Source organism: Rhodococcus indonesiensis (genome assembly GCF_047782815.1).
In the GTDB taxonomy this organism is placed as follows: domain Bacteria; phylum Actinomycetota; class Actinomycetes; order Mycobacteriales; family Mycobacteriaceae; genus Rhodococcus; species Rhodococcus indonesiensis.
In genome coordinates this window covers 5,220,781-5,239,914 of sequence record NZ_CP180630.1, presented here as the reverse complement: position 1 = coordinate 5,239,914, position 19,134 = coordinate 5,220,781, and the positions used below count along the sequence as shown (strand labels likewise).

Sequence of the window (19,134 nt, the reverse complement as noted above, 5' to 3'; positions counted from 1 at the left end):
CGACCGCCGGGTATTGGGTCTAGACGGCGGTCTCGAGTTCGATCCTCTCATCCCGGTCGCGGGATGCGCGAACGATCGCCGAGATATTCCGGACGCAGCGTCCGCAGTCGGTGCCCGCGCGGCAGGCCGCCCCGATCTCGCGTGTGCAGCGCGCACCGGCAGCGATGTGGGCCTCGATGTGCCGGTGCGAGAGAGCGTGGCAGCTGCAGACGATCATCGAGACCCTCCTGGACGTACTACTTAGGTTCACCAAACCTTACCTCAATGAGGTGTGGCTTACCTGTGATGGTAGTCACAGTCCGGCGGTGGGCGCCCCGGGCAAGTACCCAGTCCCGACCCAGGGCGCCCGGGCTCAGTGCTGCTGGGACTGCAACTGCGACGCCACCACCTGGTTGATCCGCTGCAGACCACCGGGAGTCAGACCGGGCAGCTGCCCTTCGATGGTCCGGACGACCGCGCTGTCGTCGATCACCTTCTCGCTGGACTGGATGAGCACGGTCCCCGCGCCCGTGAAGTCGAACTGCCGTTCCTCCCCGGACTGCACGCCGAACATGCGCGCTCCGGCGGCCACGAAGCCGTTGACCCAGGCCTCGTCGTAGTGATGGCTCGGTGACGGGCAGTCGGCCCAACCGACGAGCGCCTCGGGGTCGACCCGCAGGGGCGGCTCGGCGAACATCACCGGCCCGTTCGACGAGGCGAGAAACTTGCCCGTCCCGATCAGGGTGAGAAAGCCCGGCACGATCGACTGGTTCAGCGAGAGCCCCGGCTCGAACGCGAGCAGGTTCGCGGCCCGGATGGTCAGATTGCCGTCGTCGAGGTCGTAGGAGTTGATGTCGTAGCCCCGGTCGCCGAGGATCAGCTTCCCGTACCCCTCGGCGACGACGTAGTCACCCATGTACAGCGGCGCCGAGAACTGATGCGCGACCATCTGCAGCAGCTGCCCCTGCAGTCCGTGCGTGAGCGAGGTGAACTGCACCTGCCCGTAGTAGGCGATCATCGCGCCCTTGGACAGGAACCACGGGCTCTGCAGGTCGATGCAGAAGGCGTAGTGATTGCCGGGCAGGTTGTCGCTGCCGACGAGATGAGAGGGATTGAGGACGACGCTCACAGTTTCTCCTCGGACGCTTGCACGTAGACGATGCCCTGACCGGTGCATTCGAGCTGAAGACCCTCGCCGCCGCTGCGGCCGGCGTTGCGCCAGCTCATGGCGGACTTCAGTTCCGTCCGCACCGATCCGGACGCGGCGATGAACGACTGCGGGTCGACGACGACCGGGGCCGGACCGCCCACCTGCAGTTCGAGGAAGCCGCCGTGCCCGAGCAGCACCGCGGTGCCGCGCCCCGACAGCTGGGTGGTGAACATGCCGCTGCCGGTCACCATGCCCGTCGCGGCGTTGCGCAGCGCGCCGAGGAAGCCGCCACCCCCGCCGCCACCGCCCGCCGGCGGCGCCGACATCGACACCACCGAACTCTGCAGGCTCGCGGTGTACCCGAGCAGCCGCGACGCCTCCACCCGCAGATCACCGCCGGCGGACAGGTCCACCACGTGCACCTCGAGGCCGCGGAAGCCGTAGTGGACGACGCCGTTGCCCTGCGCGAGCATCGTGCGTTCGTGCTCGCCCTGCATCATCCGTCCCGCCATTCCGGCGATCCCGCCCATGCCCGGCATCCCGCCGGCGCCGGGCACCTGGTGCGGAGCGAACTGCACCATGCCCGTATAGAACAGCATCGCCCCGCGGCGGGCGACGACCGGACCGGACTGGTTCAGATCGACCTTGACGACCTTGCCGTTGATCTTCGAGAACATGCTCTCCCTCACCGCTCCGCCGGCTGGATGGACACGACGCCCATGCCGTCCCACCGCAGCGAGAACGCCTCGCCGCTGCCCTGCCCGACGAACGTGCGCCACGAGACGTCGGTGACGAACGACTGGCTCAGCTGTCCCTTCGCGCACACGAACGCGTCCGGGTCGACGACGAGCGGATACTGCGGGGATACCTCGAGGTGGATCAGCGGACCGCCGGCCGAGAGCAGCGCGACCTGCCCGCTCCCGGTGACCGTCGTGGTGAACAGGCCCTGGCCGCTCATGTTGCCGCGCACCCCGGCGAACGTGACGTTCGTGCCGAGGTTGCCGTTCAGGGCGAGCAGCTGCTCCGATTCGACCTGCAGCGTCTCGTTGTTCAACTCGAGCACCGTGACGTCCTGACCCTGGTGGGCGAGATAGACCACGCCGTTGCCGCTGCACTCCATCAGCGACAGGCCCTCCCCGGTGGCCCGCTGGCGCAGTCCGGCCAGCACGCCCTCGCCCCCGCCGAACCCGGCCGACTTGAACTGCACCTGGCCCTCGTACGCCACCATCGACCCCGACAGTGCCCGGACACTGGTGTTGTTCAGGTGCGCCTCTATGACCCGTTTCGATTTCTCGACCAGTCGCATGCGGCAAGACGATAGACGCTCGGCCGCCGGTTCGCCCTTCCGGCTCGGCGCCCGGTGGCGCGGACACTCCACAATGTATGCGTGCCCGATGCTCCCGACCGGTCCCTGCTCGGCCGTGCCTTCGCAGTGCTGGGCGCGTTCACCGCCGAACGGCCGCGCCTGACCCAGTCGGAACTGAGCCGCCGGACCGGACTGCCCCTGCCGACGGTGTTCCGGTTGTGCGGTCAGCTCGTCGACGCCGGAGCTCTCGAGCGCCGGGCGGACGGCAGCTACCAGATCGGGGTGCGGGTGTGGGAACTCGGTGCCCTCGCGCCGCGGGCTCACGGTCTGCGCCAGGTGGCGATGCCCTATCTCGAGGACCTGTTCGACGCGACGCGGGAGAACGTGCAACTCGTCGTCCGCGAGGGACTCGAGGCCCTGTACGTGGAGCGGCTTTCGGCGCGCGGTGCCGTGCCCGTCGTCGGCCGGGCCGGTGGCCGGCTGCCCCTGCACGCGTCGAGCGGTGGGTTGGTGCTGCTCGCCCACGGCGGGCCGGAGCTGCTGCAGGAGGTGCTCGATGCCGGACTCGAACGGTTCACCCCCGCCACGATCGTCGACGAGTCCCGGCTGCGGCGGGTGCTCGACGACATCCGGCGGACCGGTGTCGTGATCGCCCGTGAGTACCTCAACGTCGGCACGATGGCGATGGCGGCGCCCATCCGGGAGCGCTCGGGCCGGGTCGTCGCCGCGGTGTCGGTGGTGGTGTCGGTCGAGGCGGATGCCGCGCCGCTGATCCCGGCGATGCGGGCCGCCGCCAGCGGCATCTCCCGCAGGCTGACCTGAAAGCCGTCTTTCGGTGAGTGAAAGCGGGGGGTGACGACGTGGTCCTTCCTCCCGGACAGTGAGGGGCATCACCGATCGTCCCCGTTTCCGAGGAGTCTTCCCATGAGCGAGTCCCGCACCCAGGTCGCGATCGTCGGCGCCGGCCCTGCCGGCCTGATGCTGTCGCACCTGCTGCATCTGCGCGGCATCGAGTCCGTCGTGCTCGAGGCGCGCTCCCGGGAGGACATCGAGGCCACCATCCGTGCGGGCGTGCTCGAGCAGAACACCGTCGACCTGATGGTCGAAACCGGGGTCGGCGACCGGCTGAAGGCCGAGGGGTACGAGCACCACGGCGTGGAGTTCCGTTTCGGCGGCCGAGGACACCGCATCGCGTTCGACGAACTCGTCGGCCGTGCGGTCACCGTCTACCCACAGCACGAGGTCAACAAGGATCTCATCGCGCGCCGCCTCGCCGACGGTGGCGACATCCGCTTCGGGGTCTCCGACGTGCAGGTCCACGATCACCTCACCGATCGGCCCTACCTCACCTACACCGACCCGCAGGGCAACCCGCAGCGTCTCGATGCCCGGCTCGTCGCTGGATGCGACGGCTCGCGCACCAGCACCCGCGGTCTCATCCCCGAGCCGCAGATCCGCACCGACCACTTCCGTCAGTACCCGTTCGCGTGGCTCGGCATCCTCGCCGAGGCGCCGCGCTCGTCCGAGGAGCTGATCTACGCGCGGCACGAGCGTGGCTTCGCGCTCGTCTCGACCCGGACCGCCGATGTGCAGCGGCACTACCTGCAGGTCGATCCGGACGACGACATCGCGAACTGGTCCGACGACCGCATCTGGAGCGAACTGCACGCCCGGGTCGACGGGGAGGGTGCCGAGATCAAGGACGGCCGTATCTTCGAGAAGTCGATCCTGCAGTTCCGCAGCTTCGTGTGCGAACCCATGCAGCACGGCAACCTGTTCCTCGCCGGCGACGCCGCGCACACCGTGCCGCCCACCGGCGCCAAGGGCCTCAACCTCGCGGTCGCCGACGTCTTCGTGCTCGCCCGGTCGATGGACGAGTACCTCGCCCGCGGCGACCGCGCCCGGCTCGACGGCTACACCGAAGAGGTCCTGCCGCGCGTGTGGCGGGCCCAGCACTTCTCGTGGTGGATGTCGTCGATGCTGCACACCCACCCGGGCAACAGCCCGTTCGACAACAAGCGGCAGGACGCCGAGCTCGACGCGGTCACCCGCTCCGTCGCGGGACGCACCCTGATCGCCGAGCAGTACACCGGCTGGCCGCTGGTCTGAGACGCGGGAGTTCGCTGCGCGGTCCGCTCGGCGTCGGCCAACCGGTCGCGCCGAGCGGACCGTGACCGCGGCACCGGCCGAGTAGCCCCGACGACAAGCTCCCGCTGGACGCGGCATCCGTCAGTACGACGCGCGGCCGCCGCTCGCGTCGTACACGGCGCCGGTCGAGAAGCTCAGCGCGTCCGAGGACAGCCAGGCGACGAGTTCGGCGATCTCGTCGGGCCGGCCCATCCGGGCCATCGGCGTCAGGCTCTGCGACCGGGCCAGGATCGCCGGATCCGTTCCGGCATTCATCGGGCTCTCCACCGCCGCGGGCGCAACCACGTTGGCGAGCACCCCGGTGGTCGCGATCTCCTTGCCGAGCGACTTCGTCAGCGCGATCACCGCGGCCTTGGACGCGGAGTAGGCGCTCTGGTTCGGGTTGCCGTCCTTGGCGGCGATGCTCGCCAGGTTCACCACCCGGCCCCAGCCGGCGTCGATCATGGCGGGCACGAAGGCGCGGCACATGAGGAACGTGCCGTCGACGTTGATGCGGAACGTCCGCTGCCAGTCCGTCAGGGCGGTGTCGACGAGCGGGGCCGACGGACCCACCACCCCGGCGCTGTTGACGAGGATGTCGACCCGCCCCAGGCGTGCGCGCAGCCGGTCGACGGCCTGGGGATCGGTGACGTCGACGTGCTCGTCGGCACCGTCCGCGACGTCGGCGGTGACGACCCGGATGCCTTCGGCGGACAGCCGCCTCGCGCAGGCCGCACCGATTCCGCTCGCCCCGCCTGTGACGAGCGCGGTCGTGCCCGAGGGATAGGTCACCATGCGCTCGCTCCTCGCGGGTGTGCCGGTAGTAGTCTGAATCCATGTGCGAAATCGAAACAATCGACGACGCACCATGTATGGATCTGGATATACGGCTGTAGGCGCAGCCGTCAAGTCCCCGGAGGGATCGAGATGGAGATCCGCTGGCTTCAGGCCTTCGTCGCCGTCGCTGAGGAACTGCACTTCGGGCGGGCGGCCGCCCGCTTGCAGATGGCGCAGTCGCCGCTGAGCCAGACGGTGCGCAAGCTCGAGAAGGACCTCGGTGTGCCGTTGTTCGAACGCAATACGCGCAGTGTCGCTCTCGCGGCCGGGGGGCATGCCTTCCTGCCCCACGCCTACCACATTCTCGAAAGCGTCGAGACGGCACGACAGGCCACGCGCGCGTCCGCCGGCGGAGTGTACGGCCGCATCAAGATCGGGTTCACCGGTGTGCTGAACCATATTTCGCTCCCCCCGCTGACGCGGGCGCTGCGGCAGCGGTACCCGGACATCGAACTCGATCTCGTCGGCCGCATCATGACCCGTGAGGCCGTCACCCAACTGGAAAGCGGCGCATTGGATCTCGCGTTCGTCGGGCTGCCGGTCCAGTCCACGGCGGTGGCCACCCGGCTGATCCGCCGCGAGTCGTTCGGCGCCGTGCTGCCCTCCGACCACCCGCTCGCCGGGGAGGCGGAGATCGACCTGCACGACCTCGCGGACGACGGCTTCATCACCACGCCGTTGTCGGCGGGGTCGGCCCTGCAGGAGAGCGCCATGCGGGCCTGCCTCGACGCCGGATTCCGCCCGCGCGTGGTCCAGGAGATCACCGACCCGTACATGATCCTGGTGCTCGTCTCGGCCGGTGTGGGAGTGGCGCTGATGACGTCGAGCATCGCGACGATCACGCCGCCGGGCACGGTCTTCGTCCCTCTCGCCGACGAATCCGTCTACATGCACCACGGGATCGGCTGGTCACCGCGCCGCGTGTCCCCGGCGCTCGAAGTCGCCTTGCGGGTCGCCGAGGAGATCCTTCCCACCCCCAATTGAGACGACAATCGTCTTTATCTGAGACTTTTTCAGTGTTGGACGCTGCATAGTGCGGCGTGTCAGGCTCGTTCCGTTCCGGCGACTGTGAGGGCCATCACCGAAGGCCGACTCGGCGTCCGTCGGATCCTGGGACGAAAGGAACGCCATGGCGAACACACACGCTGCCGGCCCCGACGGACGACCGAACGAGAACGCCCGCCGGGCGGCCATCTCCGGTTTCCTGGGCAGCACCCTGGAGTACTACGACTTCTTCATCTACGGCTCCGCCGCAGCGCTCGTCTTCGGGAAGATCTTCTTCCCCGGCGACGGAGCGACGTCGACGCTGCTGTCGATCGGCACCCTCGGCGTCGCCTACATCGCCCGCCCGCTCGGCGCGGTGCTGTGGGGGCACTGGGGCGACAAGTTCGGCCGGCGCAACGCCCTGCTGGCCTGCCTGCTGCTGATGGGCATCGCCACGTTCGTGATCGGCTGCCTGCCCACCTACGAACAGATCGGCATCGCCGCACCGGTGATCCTGGTGCTGCTGCGCCTGCTGCAGGGCCTGTCGGCCGGCGGTGAATCCCCGGGCTCGTCGTCCCTGACACTCGAACACGCCCCGGCGAACCGGCGCTCGTTTTTCACGTCGTTCACCATGAGCGGCATCATGTTCGGCATCGTCATCTCGAGCCTCGTGTTCATCCCGGTGGCGTCGCTTCCCGACGAGGCGCTCTACTCGTGGGGCTGGCGGGTGCCGTTCTGGCTCAGCATCGTCGTCACGGTGGTCGCGGTGTGGCTGCGCCGCAAGCTCGACGAACCCGAGGTGTTCGAGGAGCTCCAGGAGAACGGCGACACCGCCGCCCTCCCCGTCGTCGAGATGTTCCGGTCGCACTGGCGCACCGTCGTGCGGATCAGCCTCAGCGCCACGTTCGCCATGATCAACACGATCGTCAACGTCTTCGCGCTCGCCTACGCCGTGCAGGTCGAAGGCTTCGAGCGCTCCACGATGCTGTGGGCGATCGCCACCGCCAACTTCGTGGCGGTGCTCAGCCAGCCCGTCGCCGGGCTGCTCGCCGACCGGATCGGCCGCAAGCCGGTGTTCGTGTTCGGTGCCCTCGGCTCCGGCGCGATGGTGTTCGTCTTCTTCCACGCCATCGGAACCGGAAGCACGCCAATGGTGTTCGCCTCGGGAATCGTTCTGATCGGTTTCTTCTACGCCATGCCGAACGGTGTCTACCCGGCTTACTTCCCGGAGCAGTTCCCGGCGCGGGTGCGCTACACCGGCATGGCCGTGAGCCTCATGCTCGGTCTGCTCGTCGCTGGATTCACCCCCGCCGTCGCGCAGCTGCTCTCGGCGGGCGACACCAGCAACTGGACCCCGGTCGCCTGGATGTGCCTGGGCTTCGCGGTGCTGTCGTCGATCGCCGCCCTCACCGGGCCGGAGACCTACCGCACCCGCACCGAGGACCTGGGCGAGTCTCGCCCGGCGTCAGTGGCGCGACCGGCGCAGGAACTCGTCCGCAGCGACGTCTGACCGGCAACCGAGCCCCGGCGCCCGAGGCGCCGGGGCCACGGCCCGTCCCATCCCGTAGGAGTAACCGTGACCCCGTCCACCGCCCGCCACCGCATCCGGCTCGTGGGGGCAGGCATCGCCTCGTCCCTGTCGCCGGCCCTCCACGAGCGCGAGGCCGCCGCACTCGGCCTGACCGACTACCGCTACGAACTGCTCGACCTCGAGGCGGAGAACGTACCCGTCGAACGCACCGGGGACCTGGTGCGCTCCGCCGTCGCCGACGGCTGCACCGGGCTGAACATCACCCACCCGTGCAAGCAGGTCGTCCTGCCGGTCCTCGACGATCTGTCCGACAACGCCCGTCTGCTCGGCGCGGTCAACACCGTCGTCGTCCGGAACGGGCGCCTGATCGGCCACAACACGGACCACAGCGGATTCCTCACGGCGCTGCGGCGCGGGTTGCCGGCCGCCGCGCTGGATGCGGTCGTGCTGGTCGGTGCGGGCGGCGCCGGCTCGGCCGTGGCGTACGCGCTCGCCGCCGCGGGTGTCGCGGACCTGCGGATCGCCGACGTCGACACCGTTCGCGCCGCGGACGTCTGCGCACGACTGTCGGCCGCCTTCCCCTCGACACGGGCCACGGCTCTGCCGGTGGAGGCGATCCCGGCCGCCCTGCGCACGTGCACCGGGGTGGTCAACGCCTCGCCGATCGGCATGGTCGGCCACTCGGGAACGCCGTTCGACGTCGCTGCCCTACACCCCCGGCTGTGGGTCGCGGACATCGTCTACCGGCCGATCCGAACCGAACTGATCTCCGCCGCCGCGGTTCTCGGCTGTGACGTGCTCGACGGCGGACAGATGCTCGTCGCCCAGGCCGCCGACACGTTCGCGTTGCTGACCGGCATCGACCCCGACGCGGACCGCATGCGACGTCACCTCGACGAGCTGCTGTCGAACCAGGTCCTCGCCACGCACCAGGAGGCACGATGACCACCACCCCCGCGTTCGCGCGGCCCCTGGACATGGGTCCCGTCCGGTTGCGCAACCGCTTCGTGTCGGCGCCGATGGAACGCAACTACTGCGAACCCGACGGCTCGATGACCGACGCCTACATCGCCTATCTCGAACGACGTGCCGCCGGCGGTGCCGCGCTCGTCTTCACCGAGGCGAGCTATGTGCGGGCCGACGGCAAGGGCCGCATCCGGCAGATGGGGGTCGACGTCGACGACCGCATCCCCGGCATCGCCCGGCTCGCCGAGGCGGTGCACGCGCACGGCGCGCTGCTCGGGGTCGAACTCAACCACGGTGGCCGCACCGCGCAGGGAGCGGTCAGCGGGTTCGTCCCGGTGGCCCCCACCCCGATTCCGTGCGCGGTGGTCGGCGGCGAGATGCCCGAGCAACTCGACGGCGACGACATCGAGCACATCGTCGAGTGTTTCGGTGAGGCCGCCGCGCGCTGCGCGGAGGCGGGCGTCGACGTGATCTCCCTGCACGGCGGCCACGGCTATCTCATCCACCAATTCCTCTCGCCCGCATACAACCACCGCGACGACGAGTGGGCCGACCCGGCACTGTTCCTCAACCGGGTCATCGATGCGGTCCGCACCATGGCACCGGGTATCGCTCTGGGACTGCGCTTCTCGGCGTTCGAGGCGGTCGACGGCGGGCTCGATGCGCAGACGACCCGCGAGCGTATCGACGCGGTCGACACGCACCGGCTGGACTTCCTCGACGTCTCGGCGGGCAACTACGAGTCGGGGCAGTGGATCATCCAGCCGGGGGAATGGCAGCGCGGTCTGCTCGCCCCCTACGCCGAACCGTATGCCCGCGACTTCGCCATCCCGGTGGGCGTCGCCGGCCGGATCAACACCCCCGAGACGGCGGAACACATCATCGCCTCCGGCCGCGCCGATTTCGTGAGCCTGGCCCGGACGCTGCACGCCGACCCGGACTTCCCGAACCGGGCGCTGGACGGGGGTCGTTACCGGCCCTGCATCGCCTGCAACTTCTGCATCGACAACCTTGCCGCAGGGCCGATTCCGTGTTCGGTCAACCCCTGGGTCGGCCGCGAGCTCGAGCAGCCGACGAAACCGGCCGGGACCCCGGTGCGGGTCGCCGTCGTGGGCGGCGGCCCGGCCGGTACGGCGGCAGCGCGCGAGCTCGCCCTGGCGGGCCACAGCGTCGACCTCTACGACGAGCGCGACACCCTGGGCGGCGACTTCGCGTTGGCCTCCCGGCTGCACGAGTACCCGGAGTACCACCGGATCGTCGACTGGTACCGCGACGAACTGGCCGACCTCGACGTCACCTGCCACACCGGCACTCGGGTCGACGCCGCGACCCTGGCGCCGCTCGGCTTCGACGCGGTGGTGCTCGCCACCGGCGGACGCGGACCCGCGATCGACATCCCCGGTGCCCACACCCGGTCGATCCGCGACGTGCGGGAGTTTCTCGCCTCCGGAGACCCTGCGCCCGAGGCGATCACGATCTTCGGTGCCGACCGGGAGGCCGCGGCCGTGGCCGACGATCTGCTCCGGCGCGGGACGACGGTCGTGCTGATCGGCCCCCAGGAGACGATCGCGCACGACGTCGGCCGCCGGGCGAAGATCGTCCTGCTGCCCCGGCTCGCGGCGAGCGAACGCCTCACCACACACCTGTCGTCGATCGTCACCCGGATCGAACCCGAGCACGTGGTCGTCTCGACGAACGGGCGCGAACGCACCGTCGCCGCACCCGGTGAGCTGCTCGTCTCGCACGGCATCGAGCCGCGCACCGACCTGCTGGCCGATCTGCGCCGGCTCGAGCCCCGCCTCGGCGTGCACTGCGTCGGCGACGCGAGCGGCGACGGCGGATCGATCCAGGCCGCGCTCGTCACCGCCGCCGACGTCGCCGTCCGGATCACCGAGGCCGCCGATTCGCGCGTGGGAGCCGGCGCATGAGCGCGGAGACCACCGCACCCGCGCCCGATTCCGTCCGCACCGCACTGCCGCGCCTGGGCCTGGGCACCTGGCCGCTCGTCGGGCCCGACGCCACCCGCGCCGTGCTCACCGGCATCGAGGCCGGCTACCGGCTGATCGACACGGCCGCGATCTACGGAAACGAGGACGCCGTCGGTGCCGCCCTCGCCACCTGCGGCGTGCCCCGCGAGGACCTGTTCGTCACCACGAAACTCCGCGGCAGCGACCATGTGTCCGGGGACGTCCGCGGCGCCGTGGAACGCAGCCTCGAGCGCCTGGGCCTCGAGCGGCTCGACCTGTTCCTGATCCACTGGCCGCTGCCGCGGTTCGACCGGTATGCCGCGGCGTTCGAGGCCATGCTCGAGTGCCGCGACGCCGGGCTCGTGCGCTACGTGGGGGTGTCCAACTTCCTCGGTCACCACCTGCACAAGGTGGTGGCCGAGACCGGGGAGGCGCCCGCCGTCAACCAGATCCAGATGGACCCGTCGCTGGCCCGGCTGCCCGTCCGCCGCGCGAACGACGAACTCGGCGTGTTCACGCAGTCGTGGAGCCCGCTCGGCCGCGGCGAGGTGCTCGCGGCCCCCGCCGTCGCCTCGATCGCGGACCGCATCGGCTGCACCCGTGCGCAGGTCGTGCTGGCCTGGCACCTCGCGCAGGGCGCCGTGCCGGTCGCGCGGTCGGCGAATCCGGCGCGCCAGGCCGAGAATCTGGCCGCCGTCGACGTGGCACTCACGGCAGCGGACGTCGCCGCGCTGAACCGGTTGGACCGTGGCGAAGCCGCAGCCCGGGACGTCGAACGAGAGGAACACTTCTGATGGCCCTCCGCGCAGGCATCGTCGGATGCGGAAAGATCGCGGGCAACCACGCGCACGCGCTGCAGCAGGTGCCCGGCGTCGAGGTCGTCGCGTGCTGCGATCCCGACCTGGAGCGCGCCCGCGCCTTCGCTGCCCGGCACGGTATCGCTCACGCCGTCGGATCGGTGGACGAGCTGTTCGGGCTCGGCCTCGACGCCTGCACCGTGTGCACCCCGCACCCCGTGCACGAACAGATCGTCGTCGCCGCGGCCGAGGCCGGGATCCACGTGCTGTGCGAGAAGCCGATCGCGGTGGACGTGGCCGCGGCCGACCGGATGATCGCGGCCGCCGACCGCGCGGGCATCACCTTCGGGGTGTTGTTCCAGCGCCGATTCTGGCCCGCGGCCCGCCGCATCAAGGCGGCGATCGAGGACGGCCGTCTCGGCGTGCCCGTTCTCGGGGAGGTGTCGGTGCTCCTGCACCGCCCGTCCCGCTACTACTCGGCCGACGCGTGGCGCGGGCGGTGGGACACCGACGGCGGCGGCGTCCTGATGACGCAGGCCGTCCATCAGATCGACATGCTGCAGTGGTTCATGGGCGAGCCCGTCCGCGTCGGCGGGTTCGTCGGCACCCGCTTCCACGGCGAGCACATCGAAACCGAGGACACTGCCTCGGCCGTCGTCTCGTTCGCCTCCGGCGGCACCGCGACGATCACCGCCACCACCGGCGCCGGCCACAACCTCGGCAACCGCGTCACGGTGATCGGCGCAACCGGGGCGATCGCGAGCGTCCTCGAGTTCCCCGAGGGGCGGGAGGGCGTCAACGAGCTGTGGACCGTGCCGGGTGAGGTGGAGCTGAGGTCTCCGTATTCGCCGGCTGTCGACGCCAACCTCGACGTCCGCGACATCAACGCCGGGCTCACCGACTTCCACACCCTGCAGGTCCAGGACTTTGCCGAGGCGGTGCTGACCGGTCGCCGGCCCGCGGTGACCGGTCGCGACGCCCGCGCCTCACTGGCCGTCGTCGCCGCGATCTACGAATCCTCCCGCACCGGCAGAGTCGTCGAACTCTCGCCCGCACCCACCCTCGTCCCATCCGGCAAGGAGCCCCGATGAACCCCGCCACAGTGTCCGAATCCCTCACCTACGACGTCGTCGTCGTCGGGTCCGGTGCCGGCGGGCTGTCCGCGGCTGTGGCTGCCGCCCACGGGGGCGCCTCCGTGCTCGTCGTCGAGAAGGCGGACGTGTGCGGCGGCGCCACCGCCTGGTCGGGTGGATGGATGTGGACACCGCGGAACCTGTTCGCCCACGCCGACGGTGTGCACGAGGACCGCGCGCAACCGCGCCGCTACCTCGAACACCGGCTCGGGGACGAGTTCGATGCCGCCAAGGTGGATGCCTTCCTCGACGGCGCCCCCGCGATGGTCGAATTCTTCGAACGTCACACGGCGCTGCAGTTCGTCCCCGGTGCCGCCATCGCCGACATCCACGGTGACACGCCCGGCGCGGGCACGGGACACCGATCCGTCGCGCCGAAGCCGGTGAGCCTGCGCCGCCTCGGACCCGACGTCGCCGCGCTGCTGCGACGGCAGCTGTACGAGACCTCGTTCCTCGGCATGGGCATCATGGCCGGCCCGGACCTGCAGGCCTTCCTGCACTCGACCCGCTCCGGCCGCGCGTTCGTGCACTGTGCACGACGGGTCTCGACCCACATGCTCGACCTCGCCACCGAGCACCGCGGCCAGCAACTGGTCAACGGCACCGCACTCGTGGGCCGGCTGCTGCGCTCCGCCCTCGACGCCGGCGTCGACATCCGGGTCGCCACCGCCGCCACCGCACTCGTCACCGACCCGTCCGGGCGCGTCACCGGAGTCCGGATCGACGGTCCCGGCGGTGCCCGTACCGTGTCCGCCCGCCGCGGTGTCGTCCTCGCCACCGGCGGGTTCACCCACGACATCGACCGGCGACGAGAGCTGTTCCCGCGGACTCCGACCGGACGCGAACACTGGACGCTCACCCCGCCGACGACGACCGGCGACGGCATCTCACTGGGCGAATCCGTCGGCGGCCGCCTCGACCGCTCCCTCGCGTCACCGGTGGCGTACTGTCCCGTCTCCCTGGTCCGCTACCGCAACGGCAGGCAGGGGGTGTTCCCGCACATCCTGGACCGCGGAAAGCCCGGCGTCATCGGGGTGCTCGCCGACGGGCGCCGCTTCGTCAACGAGGCGCTCGGCTACCACGACTACACCCTGGCCATGATCGAACAGGTGCCGGACGGCGAGGAGGTGTGCTCCTGGCTGATCGCCGACCAGCAGTACCTGCGGTACTTCCCGCTCGGCATGGCCAAGCCCTTCCCGATCCCCACCTGGCCCTACCTACGATCCGGATACCTCTCGAAGGGGCGCACGATCCGCGACCTCGCGGAGAAGATCGGCGTCGACCCGGACGGGCTCGAGAAGACCGTCACCGCGTTCAACGAGAGCGCCCGGGTCGGGGAGGATCCCGAATTCGGCCGTGGCACCACACCGTTCAACGTCAAGTCCGGCGACGCGGACAACCCGTGGCCGAACCCGTCCCTCGCCCCGCTCGAACGCGGTCCCTTCTACGCCGTCAAGGTCGTCCCGGGCAGTTTCGGCACGTTCGCCGGCCTGGTCACCGACTCGTCGTCGCGGGTGCTGAACGGCGACGACCGGCCGATCGACGGGCTGTTCGCGGTCGGTGTCGACCAGTCCAGCGTGATGGGCGGCCACTACCCCTCCGGCGGAATCAATCTGGGCCCGGCAATGACCTTCGGCTACCTGACCGGACGCCGACTCGCCTCGACCACAGGAGCCACCCGATGAGCACCCCACTCGGCCTCGCCGCCCTCACCGTCCTCGACACACCGCCGCTGAAGCACGTCGACCTCGCCGAGCGGCACGGCTTCGACACGATCGGACTGCGTCTGCTGCCCGCAGCGCCCGGCACCACCGCCTATCCACTGCACGAGGACGACGCCGCGCTGTCCGCGCTCGTCCGGCGGTTGAACGATTCTCCGGTCGAGGTGTTCGATCTCGAGATCATCCGGATCGGACCGGATTTCGACCCGACGGCGTACGTGCCGCTGCTCGAGGCCGGGGCCCGGCTCGGGGCGAAGGCGGTGCTCGTCGGCGGCGACGACCGCGACCGCCGCCGTCTCACCGACTCGTACGCGCGGCTGGCGGAACTGTGCGCCTCCTACGGCATCGTCGCGAGCCTCGAATTCATGCCGTGGACGGCGGTTCCCGACGCGAAGACCGCGGTGGAGATCGTCGGGCAGGCCGACGGCCCGGCCCGCAGCGTCCTCGTCGACGCGCTGCACGTCGCGCGTTCGGTCACGTCGCTCGAGGACCTGGCCGCGATACCGCGCGAGTGGCTGCACTATGCCCAGATGTGCGACGGCTCGGTTCCCGCCCCGCGTGACCACGCGGAGCTGATCCGGCACGCCCGCGAGGAGCGCCTGGTGCCGGGGTCGGGAGGCATCGACCTGCGGGCGATCTGGTCCGCCCTCCCGGAGGGGCTGCCGGTGAGCATCGAGTTGCCGAACGAGCCGCTGCGCCGAGCGGTCGGCACGGACGTCTGGCTCGAGCAACTGATCACGGCGGCCGGGGCCGTACTGGGCCGGGTCCCAACCGCCGCGACCGTCGAGTAGCTGAGCCGCACAGCAGAATTCGCTCGGAACATCGGAATCCGCCCACGCCGTGACGTGGGCGGATTCCGGTTCACCGCACGGATCCTGTGTGCGTGGGGTCAGAGACCGAGGTCCTTGGCGATGATCGTCTTCATGACCTCGCTGGTGCCGCCGTAGATGCGGCTGACGCGGGTGTCCGCGTAGAGCCGCGCGATCGGGTATTCGAGGACGTAGCCGTATCCGCCGTGCAGCTGCAGGCACTTGTCGATGATGCGGCCGGCGGCTTCGGTGCTGAACAGTTTGGCACGTGCCGCATCCGGCACGGTGAGCTCTCCGCGGTCGTGCAGCTCGAGGGCGTTGTCGACCATCAACTGCACGGCCTGCAACTCGGTGGAGCATTCGGCGAGCACGAACTTGGTGTTCTGGAACGCGGCGACCGGCTTGCCGAACACCTTGCGGTCCTTGGTGTATGCGAGTGCGTGCTGCAGGGCGGCGGCCGCGGTGGCGGATGCGCCGAATGCGATCGTCAGACGTTCCTGCGCGAGGTTGTGCGTCAGGTAGGAAAAGCCCTTGCCCTCCTCGCCGAGCAGATCCTGCACCGGCACCCGGACGTCGGTGAACGACAGTTCCGCGGTGTCGGAGGTCTTGAGGCCGATCTTCTCGATCTTGCGGCCGACGGCGAACCCCTCGGTGGTGGTGTCGACGACGAGGATCGACAGCCCGGCCCGCCGGTTCTCCGGGTCGAACGGGGCCGTGCGGCACACCGTGAGGATGCGGTCGGCGAGCACACCGCCGGTGATGAACGTCTTCGCGCCGTTGACGACGTAGTGGCTGCCGTCCTCCGACAGCTTCGCCGTCGTCGAGATGTTCGCGAGGTCCGATCCCGTGCCTGGTTCGGTCATGGCGATCGCGAACATCAGATCGCCGGAACAGAATCCGGGCAGCCAGCGCTGCTTCTGCTCGTCCGTGCCGTACTCCATCAGGTACGGCAGGATCAGATTCGTGTGCACGGAGTAGGAGCCGAACGACGCGCCGGCTGCAGCGACCTCCTCGGCGACGACCGCGTTGAACTTGATCGACGACTCGCCACCACCGCCGTACTCCTCGGGTGCCTGGATACCGAGGATGCCGAGTTCGCCGAGGCGACGGTAGAAGTCACGCGGGGGATGGCCGTCGGCCTCCCACTCGTGTTGGACGGGGGCGACTTCCTTCGCGATGAAGTCGCGGACGGTCTTGCGGAACGCTTCGTGGTCTTCGTCGAACACCGTACGCTGCACGGTCGGTCTCCTCGGGTCTCGGATGAATCAGGACTACAGCTGAATCGGGACTACAACGCGTATTCGCGCAGCACGCCCTTGCTGATGATCGTCTTCTGGATCTCGCTGGTGCCCTCGCCGATGAGCAGGAACGGTGCCTCGCGCATGAGCCGTTCGATCTCGTACTCCTTGGAGTAGCCGTAGCCGCCGTGGATGCGGAAGCTGGCCTGGGTGACCTCCGAGCAGTACTCGCTGGTGAGATATTTCGCCATGCCCGCGGCGACGTCGTTGCGCTCGCCGGAGTCCTTGAGCCGCGCGGCGTTGACCATCATCAGGTGGGCGGCCTCGACCTTGGTGGCCATCTCGGCGAGGGAGAACGAGATCGCCTGGTGCGCGGCGATGGGCTTGCCGAACGTGGTGCGCTGCTGGGCGTAGCGGGCGGCGAGCTCGAACGCGCGGATCGCGACGCCGCAGGCGCGGGCGGAGACGTTGACGCGGCCGACCTCGACGCCGTCCATCATCTGGTAGAACCCCTTACCCGGGGCGCCGCCGAGGACGTCGGTGGCCTTCGCACGGTAGTTGTCGAAGATCAGCTCGGTGGTGTCGATCCCCTTGTAGCCCATCTTGTCGATCTTGCCCGGGATCGTGACGCCGGGGACGACCTCGCCGAAGCCGGCGGGCTTCTCGACGAGGAAGGTGGTGAGATTCTCGTGCGGCTTGGCGGCGCCTTCCTCGGTGCGCACCAGGGCGGCGACGAGGGTGGAGCTGCCGCCGTTGGTCAGCCACATCTTCTGGCCGTTGATCACGTAGTCGCCGTCGGCGTCGCGCTTGGCCTTGGTGCGGATCGCGGCGACGTCCGAGCCCAGTTCCGGTTCGGACATCGAGAACGCGCCGCGGGTCTCGCCGGTGGCCATCTTCGGCAGGTAGTAGTTCTTCTGCTCGACGGTGCCGTGCTGACGCAGCATGTAGGCGACGATGAAATGGGTGTTGATCACCCCGGACACGCTCATCCAGCCGCGGGCGAGTTCCTCGACGCACAGCGCGTAGGTGAGCAGGGATTCGCCGAGTCCGCCGTACTCCTCGGGGATCATCAGCCCGAACAGGCCCATCTCCCGCATCGCATCGACGATGTCCTGCGGGTAGGTGTCCGAGTGTTCGAGTTCCTGGGCGTTCGGGATGATCTCGCGGTCGACGAACTGCCGGACGGTGGCGAGGATCTCGGTCTGGAACTCGGTCAGGCCGAGGGTCTGGGCGAGGCGGGTCATACGGCGAGGTCCTTCTCGAGGGCGGGGAGGGTTCCGGCGGGCACCCGGATGGTCCCGTCGGTGGCGAGGCGATCGATCTCCTGGGGCGTCAGACCCAGGTGCTCGGCGAGAACGGCGGCGGTGTCGTCGCCGTTGGCGGGCGCCGGACGGGGTGCGGGGTGGTGGCCGTCGAACGACATCGGCAGGCTGGGGGCCAGGTGCCCGCCGACACGGGGCTGGTCGACGTACTGGAACATCGGGTTGGCGGTCACGCGAGGGTCTTTCGCGATCTCGGCGAAGGTGCGGTACCGCTCGTGCAGGATCGAGGTGCCCGCGAGGGCGGCCTCGACCTCGGCCGCGGTGTGCTCGCGGAACCACACGGCGAACAGTGCGTCGAGCACCTCGCGGTGCCGGTAGCGGCCGCCCTCGTCGCGGAAGTCGGCGCCCAGGGCGGATTCGAGCGCGCCCACGGCGACAGTCGTGCCGGTCAGCTCGGTCAGGTCCCGGAAGTGTCGCGGGGTCAGCGCGACGACCATGAAGGCCACGCCGTCGCAGGTGGTGAAGTCGCGCCCGTAGGTGCCGTAGACCGAGTTGCCGATCCGGTCGCGCTCGGGCCCGCCGAGCTGGGCCTCGGCGAGATAGCCGAGGTTGCCGGCGGTGGCGAGGGCGACGTCCTCGAGCGGCAGCACGATCTTCGCGCCGGCGCCGGTGACCTCGCGGCGGTGCACCGCGGACGCCACCGACAGTGCGGCGTAGAGACCGCAGGCGAGGTCCCACGCCGGCAGCAGATGATTGACCGGACCGGCGTGCCCGACCGGACCGGTCGCGAGCGGGAAGCCCGCGGCGGCGTTGACGGTGTAGTCGACGCCGGAGCCGCCGTCGGCCCGGCCGAGGACCTGCACGTGGATCAGGTCGGGACGGATCGCGGCGAGGCTGTCGTAGTCCAGCCAGTCCCGCCCGGCGGCGTTGGTGACGAGCACCCCGGCGTCGGTGATCAGATCCCGGATCAGATTGTGCGCCTGGGGATCCAGGAAATCGGCGGCGAACGAACGCTTGCCCTTGTTCAGGCCCGCCCAGTAGATCGATTCGCCGTCGTCGGTGACCGGCCACCGGTGGTAGTCCGCGGCCCCGCCGATCGGGTCGACGCGCACGACCTCGGCGCCGAGCTGCGCCAGCGTCATGCCGCACAGGGGAGCCGCGATGAAACTCGAGACCTCGACGACCCGTACCCCGGCCAGGGGCGCGGTGGACGAGGGGAGCCCGTCGATGGAAGCAGTGGGGTTCATGTCGCCTGTCCTCATCCGCCCGGACGTCGGAGCCCGGAACGCGCCGACGAAGTTGTACGGCCAAATATGCAGCACTATCG

General features: G+C 69.9%; 18 protein-coding genes. 10 read left to right on the top strand and 8 right to left on the bottom strand.

Annotation, left to right across the window (positions count from 1 at the left end; genetic code table 11):
* Window positions 1-19: 19 nt before the first annotated feature.
* From ACM26Y_RS24105 to ACM26Y_RS24090, 4 genes are all read right to left on the bottom strand, one after another.
* A complete protein-coding gene (locus ACM26Y_RS24105; protein ID WP_003938724.1) occupies window positions 20-217 on the bottom strand; it encodes a bacterioferritin-associated ferredoxin in 198 nt (65 codons plus the stop codon).
* A 135-nt stretch (window positions 218-352) separates the two neighbouring features.
* Window positions 353-1,156, bottom strand: a complete 804-nt coding sequence (locus ACM26Y_RS24100; protein WP_371382668.1) for an AIM24 family protein — start codon at window positions 1,154-1,156, stop codon at window positions 353-355.
* Window positions 1,105-1,806 carry an AIM24 family protein gene (locus ACM26Y_RS24095; protein WP_003938726.1) on the bottom strand — a complete coding sequence of 234 codons (702 nt, stop codon included), beginning with the start codon at window positions 1,804-1,806 and terminating at the stop codon, window positions 1,105-1,107. The genes ACM26Y_RS24100 and ACM26Y_RS24095 overlap by 52 nt, the downstream gene beginning before the upstream one ends.
* Before the next feature lie 8 nt (window positions 1,807-1,814).
* Window positions 1,815-2,435 carry an AIM24 family protein gene (locus tag ACM26Y_RS24090; protein ID WP_003938727.1) on the bottom strand — a complete coding sequence of 207 codons (621 nt, stop codon included), beginning with the start codon at window positions 2,433-2,435 and terminating at the stop codon, window positions 1,815-1,817.
* An 81-nt stretch (window positions 2,436-2,516) separates the two neighbouring features.
* On the opposite strand from ACM26Y_RS24090, the gene ACM26Y_RS24085 reads away from it, so the two are divergent.
* Both ACM26Y_RS24085 and ACM26Y_RS24080 read left to right on the top strand, forming a co-directional pair.
* Window positions 2,517-3,257: an IclR family transcriptional regulator gene (locus ACM26Y_RS24085; protein WP_119700171.1), complete on the top strand. Its 741-nt coding sequence runs from the start codon at window positions 2,517-2,519 to the stop codon at window positions 3,255-3,257.
* 102 nt (window positions 3,258-3,359) lie between these two features.
* The gene (locus ACM26Y_RS24080) at window positions 3,360-4,544 is read left to right on the top strand and encodes a 4-hydroxybenzoate 3-monooxygenase (RefSeq protein ID WP_289379872.1); all 1,185 of its coding nucleotides are present in this window, start codon (window positions 3,360-3,362) and stop codon (window positions 4,542-4,544) included.
* Window positions 4,545-4,664: 120 nt separating this feature from the next.
* Here the strand turns inward: ACM26Y_RS24080 and ACM26Y_RS24075 are convergent, their stop codons facing one another.
* Window positions 4,665-5,357: an SDR family NAD(P)-dependent oxidoreductase gene (locus tag ACM26Y_RS24075; protein ID WP_003938730.1), complete on the bottom strand. Its 693-nt coding sequence runs from the start codon at window positions 5,355-5,357 to the stop codon at window positions 4,665-4,667.
* Window positions 5,358-5,489: 132 nt separating this feature from the next.
* Here ACM26Y_RS24075 and ACM26Y_RS24070 point away from each other — a divergent pair, with 132 nt between their 5' ends.
* The 8 genes from ACM26Y_RS24070 to ACM26Y_RS24035 all read left to right on the top strand — a co-directional run bounded on the left by ACM26Y_RS24070 (window position 5,490) and on the right by ACM26Y_RS24035 (window position 15,289).
* Complete coding sequence (locus tag ACM26Y_RS24070) at window positions 5,490-6,383, top strand: LysR family transcriptional regulator (protein WP_003938731.1); 894 nt, start codon at window positions 5,490-5,492, stop codon at window positions 6,381-6,383.
* Between the two features lie 145 nt (window positions 6,384-6,528).
* Entirely contained in the window at window positions 6,529-7,893 is a 1,365-nt protein-coding gene (locus tag ACM26Y_RS24065) for an MFS transporter (protein WP_416062155.1), read from the top strand.
* A 66-nt stretch (window positions 7,894-7,959) separates the two neighbouring features.
* The gene (locus ACM26Y_RS24060; protein ID WP_416062154.1) at window positions 7,960-8,859 is read left to right on the top strand and encodes a shikimate dehydrogenase; all 900 of its coding nucleotides are present in this window, start codon (window positions 7,960-7,962) and stop codon (window positions 8,857-8,859) included.
* Window positions 8,856-10,808 carry an FAD-dependent oxidoreductase gene (locus tag ACM26Y_RS24055; RefSeq protein ID WP_017680124.1) on the top strand — a complete coding sequence of 651 codons (1,953 nt, stop codon included), beginning with the start codon at window positions 8,856-8,858 and terminating at the stop codon, window positions 10,806-10,808. The genes ACM26Y_RS24060 and ACM26Y_RS24055 overlap by 4 nt, the downstream gene beginning before the upstream one ends.
* Window positions 10,805-11,641, top strand: a complete 837-nt coding sequence (locus ACM26Y_RS24050; RefSeq protein WP_416062153.1) for an aldo/keto reductase — start codon at window positions 10,805-10,807, stop codon at window positions 11,639-11,641. The genes ACM26Y_RS24055 and ACM26Y_RS24050 overlap by 4 nt, the downstream gene beginning before the upstream one ends.
* The gene (locus tag ACM26Y_RS24045; RefSeq protein ID WP_119700166.1) at window positions 11,641-12,735 is read left to right on the top strand and encodes a Gfo/Idh/MocA family protein; all 1,095 of its coding nucleotides are present in this window, start codon (window positions 11,641-11,643) and stop codon (window positions 12,733-12,735) included. The genes ACM26Y_RS24050 and ACM26Y_RS24045 overlap by 1 nt, the downstream gene beginning before the upstream one ends.
* A complete protein-coding gene (locus ACM26Y_RS24040) occupies window positions 12,732-14,462 on the top strand; it encodes an FAD-dependent oxidoreductase (RefSeq protein ID WP_416062152.1) in 1,731 nt (576 codons plus the stop codon). The genes ACM26Y_RS24045 and ACM26Y_RS24040 overlap by 4 nt, the downstream gene beginning before the upstream one ends.
* Window positions 14,459-15,289, top strand: coding sequence for a sugar phosphate isomerase/epimerase family protein (locus ACM26Y_RS24035; protein WP_416062151.1), 831 nt, complete (start codon window positions 14,459-14,461; stop codon window positions 15,287-15,289). Before ACM26Y_RS24040 ends, ACM26Y_RS24035 begins: the two co-directional genes overlap by 4 nt.
* A gap of 98 nt (window positions 15,290-15,387) precedes the next feature.
* On the opposite strand, the gene ACM26Y_RS24030 is transcribed toward ACM26Y_RS24035, so the two are convergent.
* From ACM26Y_RS24030 to ACM26Y_RS24020, 3 genes are read right to left on the bottom strand one after another with little or no spacing between them, the layout of a single operon-like run.
* Entirely contained in the window at window positions 15,388-16,545 is a 1,158-nt protein-coding gene (locus tag ACM26Y_RS24030) for an acyl-CoA dehydrogenase family protein (protein ID WP_416062150.1), read from the bottom strand.
* Between the two features lie 50 nt (window positions 16,546-16,595).
* A complete protein-coding gene (locus ACM26Y_RS24025) occupies window positions 16,596-17,789 on the bottom strand; it encodes an acyl-CoA dehydrogenase family protein (protein ID WP_371382661.1) in 1,194 nt (397 codons plus the stop codon).
* Window positions 17,786-19,054, bottom strand: a complete 1,269-nt coding sequence (locus ACM26Y_RS24020) for a CoA transferase (protein ID WP_416062149.1) — start codon at window positions 19,052-19,054, stop codon at window positions 17,786-17,788. Before ACM26Y_RS24020 ends, ACM26Y_RS24025 begins: the two co-directional genes overlap by 4 nt.
* Window positions 19,055-19,134 lie beyond the last annotated feature (80 nt).

Coding starts and splice junctions, on each gene's coding strand:
- ACM26Y_RS24105 (WP_003938724.1), bottom strand. CDS start 217: ATGATCGTCTGCAGCTGCCACGCTCTCTCGCACCGGCACATCGAGGCC.
- ACM26Y_RS24100 (WP_371382668.1), bottom strand. CDS start 1,156: ATGCACCGGTCAGGGCATCGTCTACGTGCAAGCGTCCGAGGAGAAACT.
- ACM26Y_RS24095 (WP_003938726.1), bottom strand. CDS start 1,806: ATGTTCTCGAAGATCAACGGCAAGGTCGTCAAGGTCGATCTGAACCAG.
- ACM26Y_RS24090 (WP_003938727.1), bottom strand. CDS start 2,435: ATGCGACTGGTCGAGAAATCGAAACGGGTCATAGAGGCGCACCTGAAC.
- ACM26Y_RS24080 (WP_289379872.1), top strand. CDS start 3,360: ATGAGCGAGTCCCGCACCCAGGTCGCGATCGTCGGCGCCGGCCCTGCC.
- ACM26Y_RS24075 (WP_003938730.1), bottom strand. CDS start 5,357: ATGGTGACCTATCCCTCGGGCACGACCGCGCTCGTCACAGGCGGGGCG.
- ACM26Y_RS24070 (WP_003938731.1), top strand. CDS start 5,490: ATGGAGATCCGCTGGCTTCAGGCCTTCGTCGCCGTCGCTGAGGAACTG.
- ACM26Y_RS24065 (WP_416062155.1), top strand. CDS start 6,529: ATGGCGAACACACACGCTGCCGGCCCCGACGGACGACCGAACGAGAAC.
- ACM26Y_RS24055 (WP_017680124.1), top strand. CDS start 8,856: ATGACCACCACCCCCGCGTTCGCGCGGCCCCTGGACATGGGTCCCGTC.
- ACM26Y_RS24050 (WP_416062153.1), top strand. CDS start 10,805: ATGAGCGCGGAGACCACCGCACCCGCGCCCGATTCCGTCCGCACCGCA.
- ACM26Y_RS24045 (WP_119700166.1), top strand. CDS start 11,641: ATGGCCCTCCGCGCAGGCATCGTCGGATGCGGAAAGATCGCGGGCAAC.
- ACM26Y_RS24040 (WP_416062152.1), top strand. CDS start 12,732: ATGAACCCCGCCACAGTGTCCGAATCCCTCACCTACGACGTCGTCGTC.
- ACM26Y_RS24035 (WP_416062151.1), top strand. CDS start 14,459: ATGAGCACCCCACTCGGCCTCGCCGCCCTCACCGTCCTCGACACACCG.
- ACM26Y_RS24025 (WP_371382661.1), bottom strand. CDS start 17,789: ATGACCCGCCTCGCCCAGACCCTCGGCCTGACCGAGTTCCAGACCGAG.
- ACM26Y_RS24020 (WP_416062149.1), bottom strand. CDS start 19,054: ATGAACCCCACTGCTTCCATCGACGGGCTCCCCTCGTCCACCGCGCCC.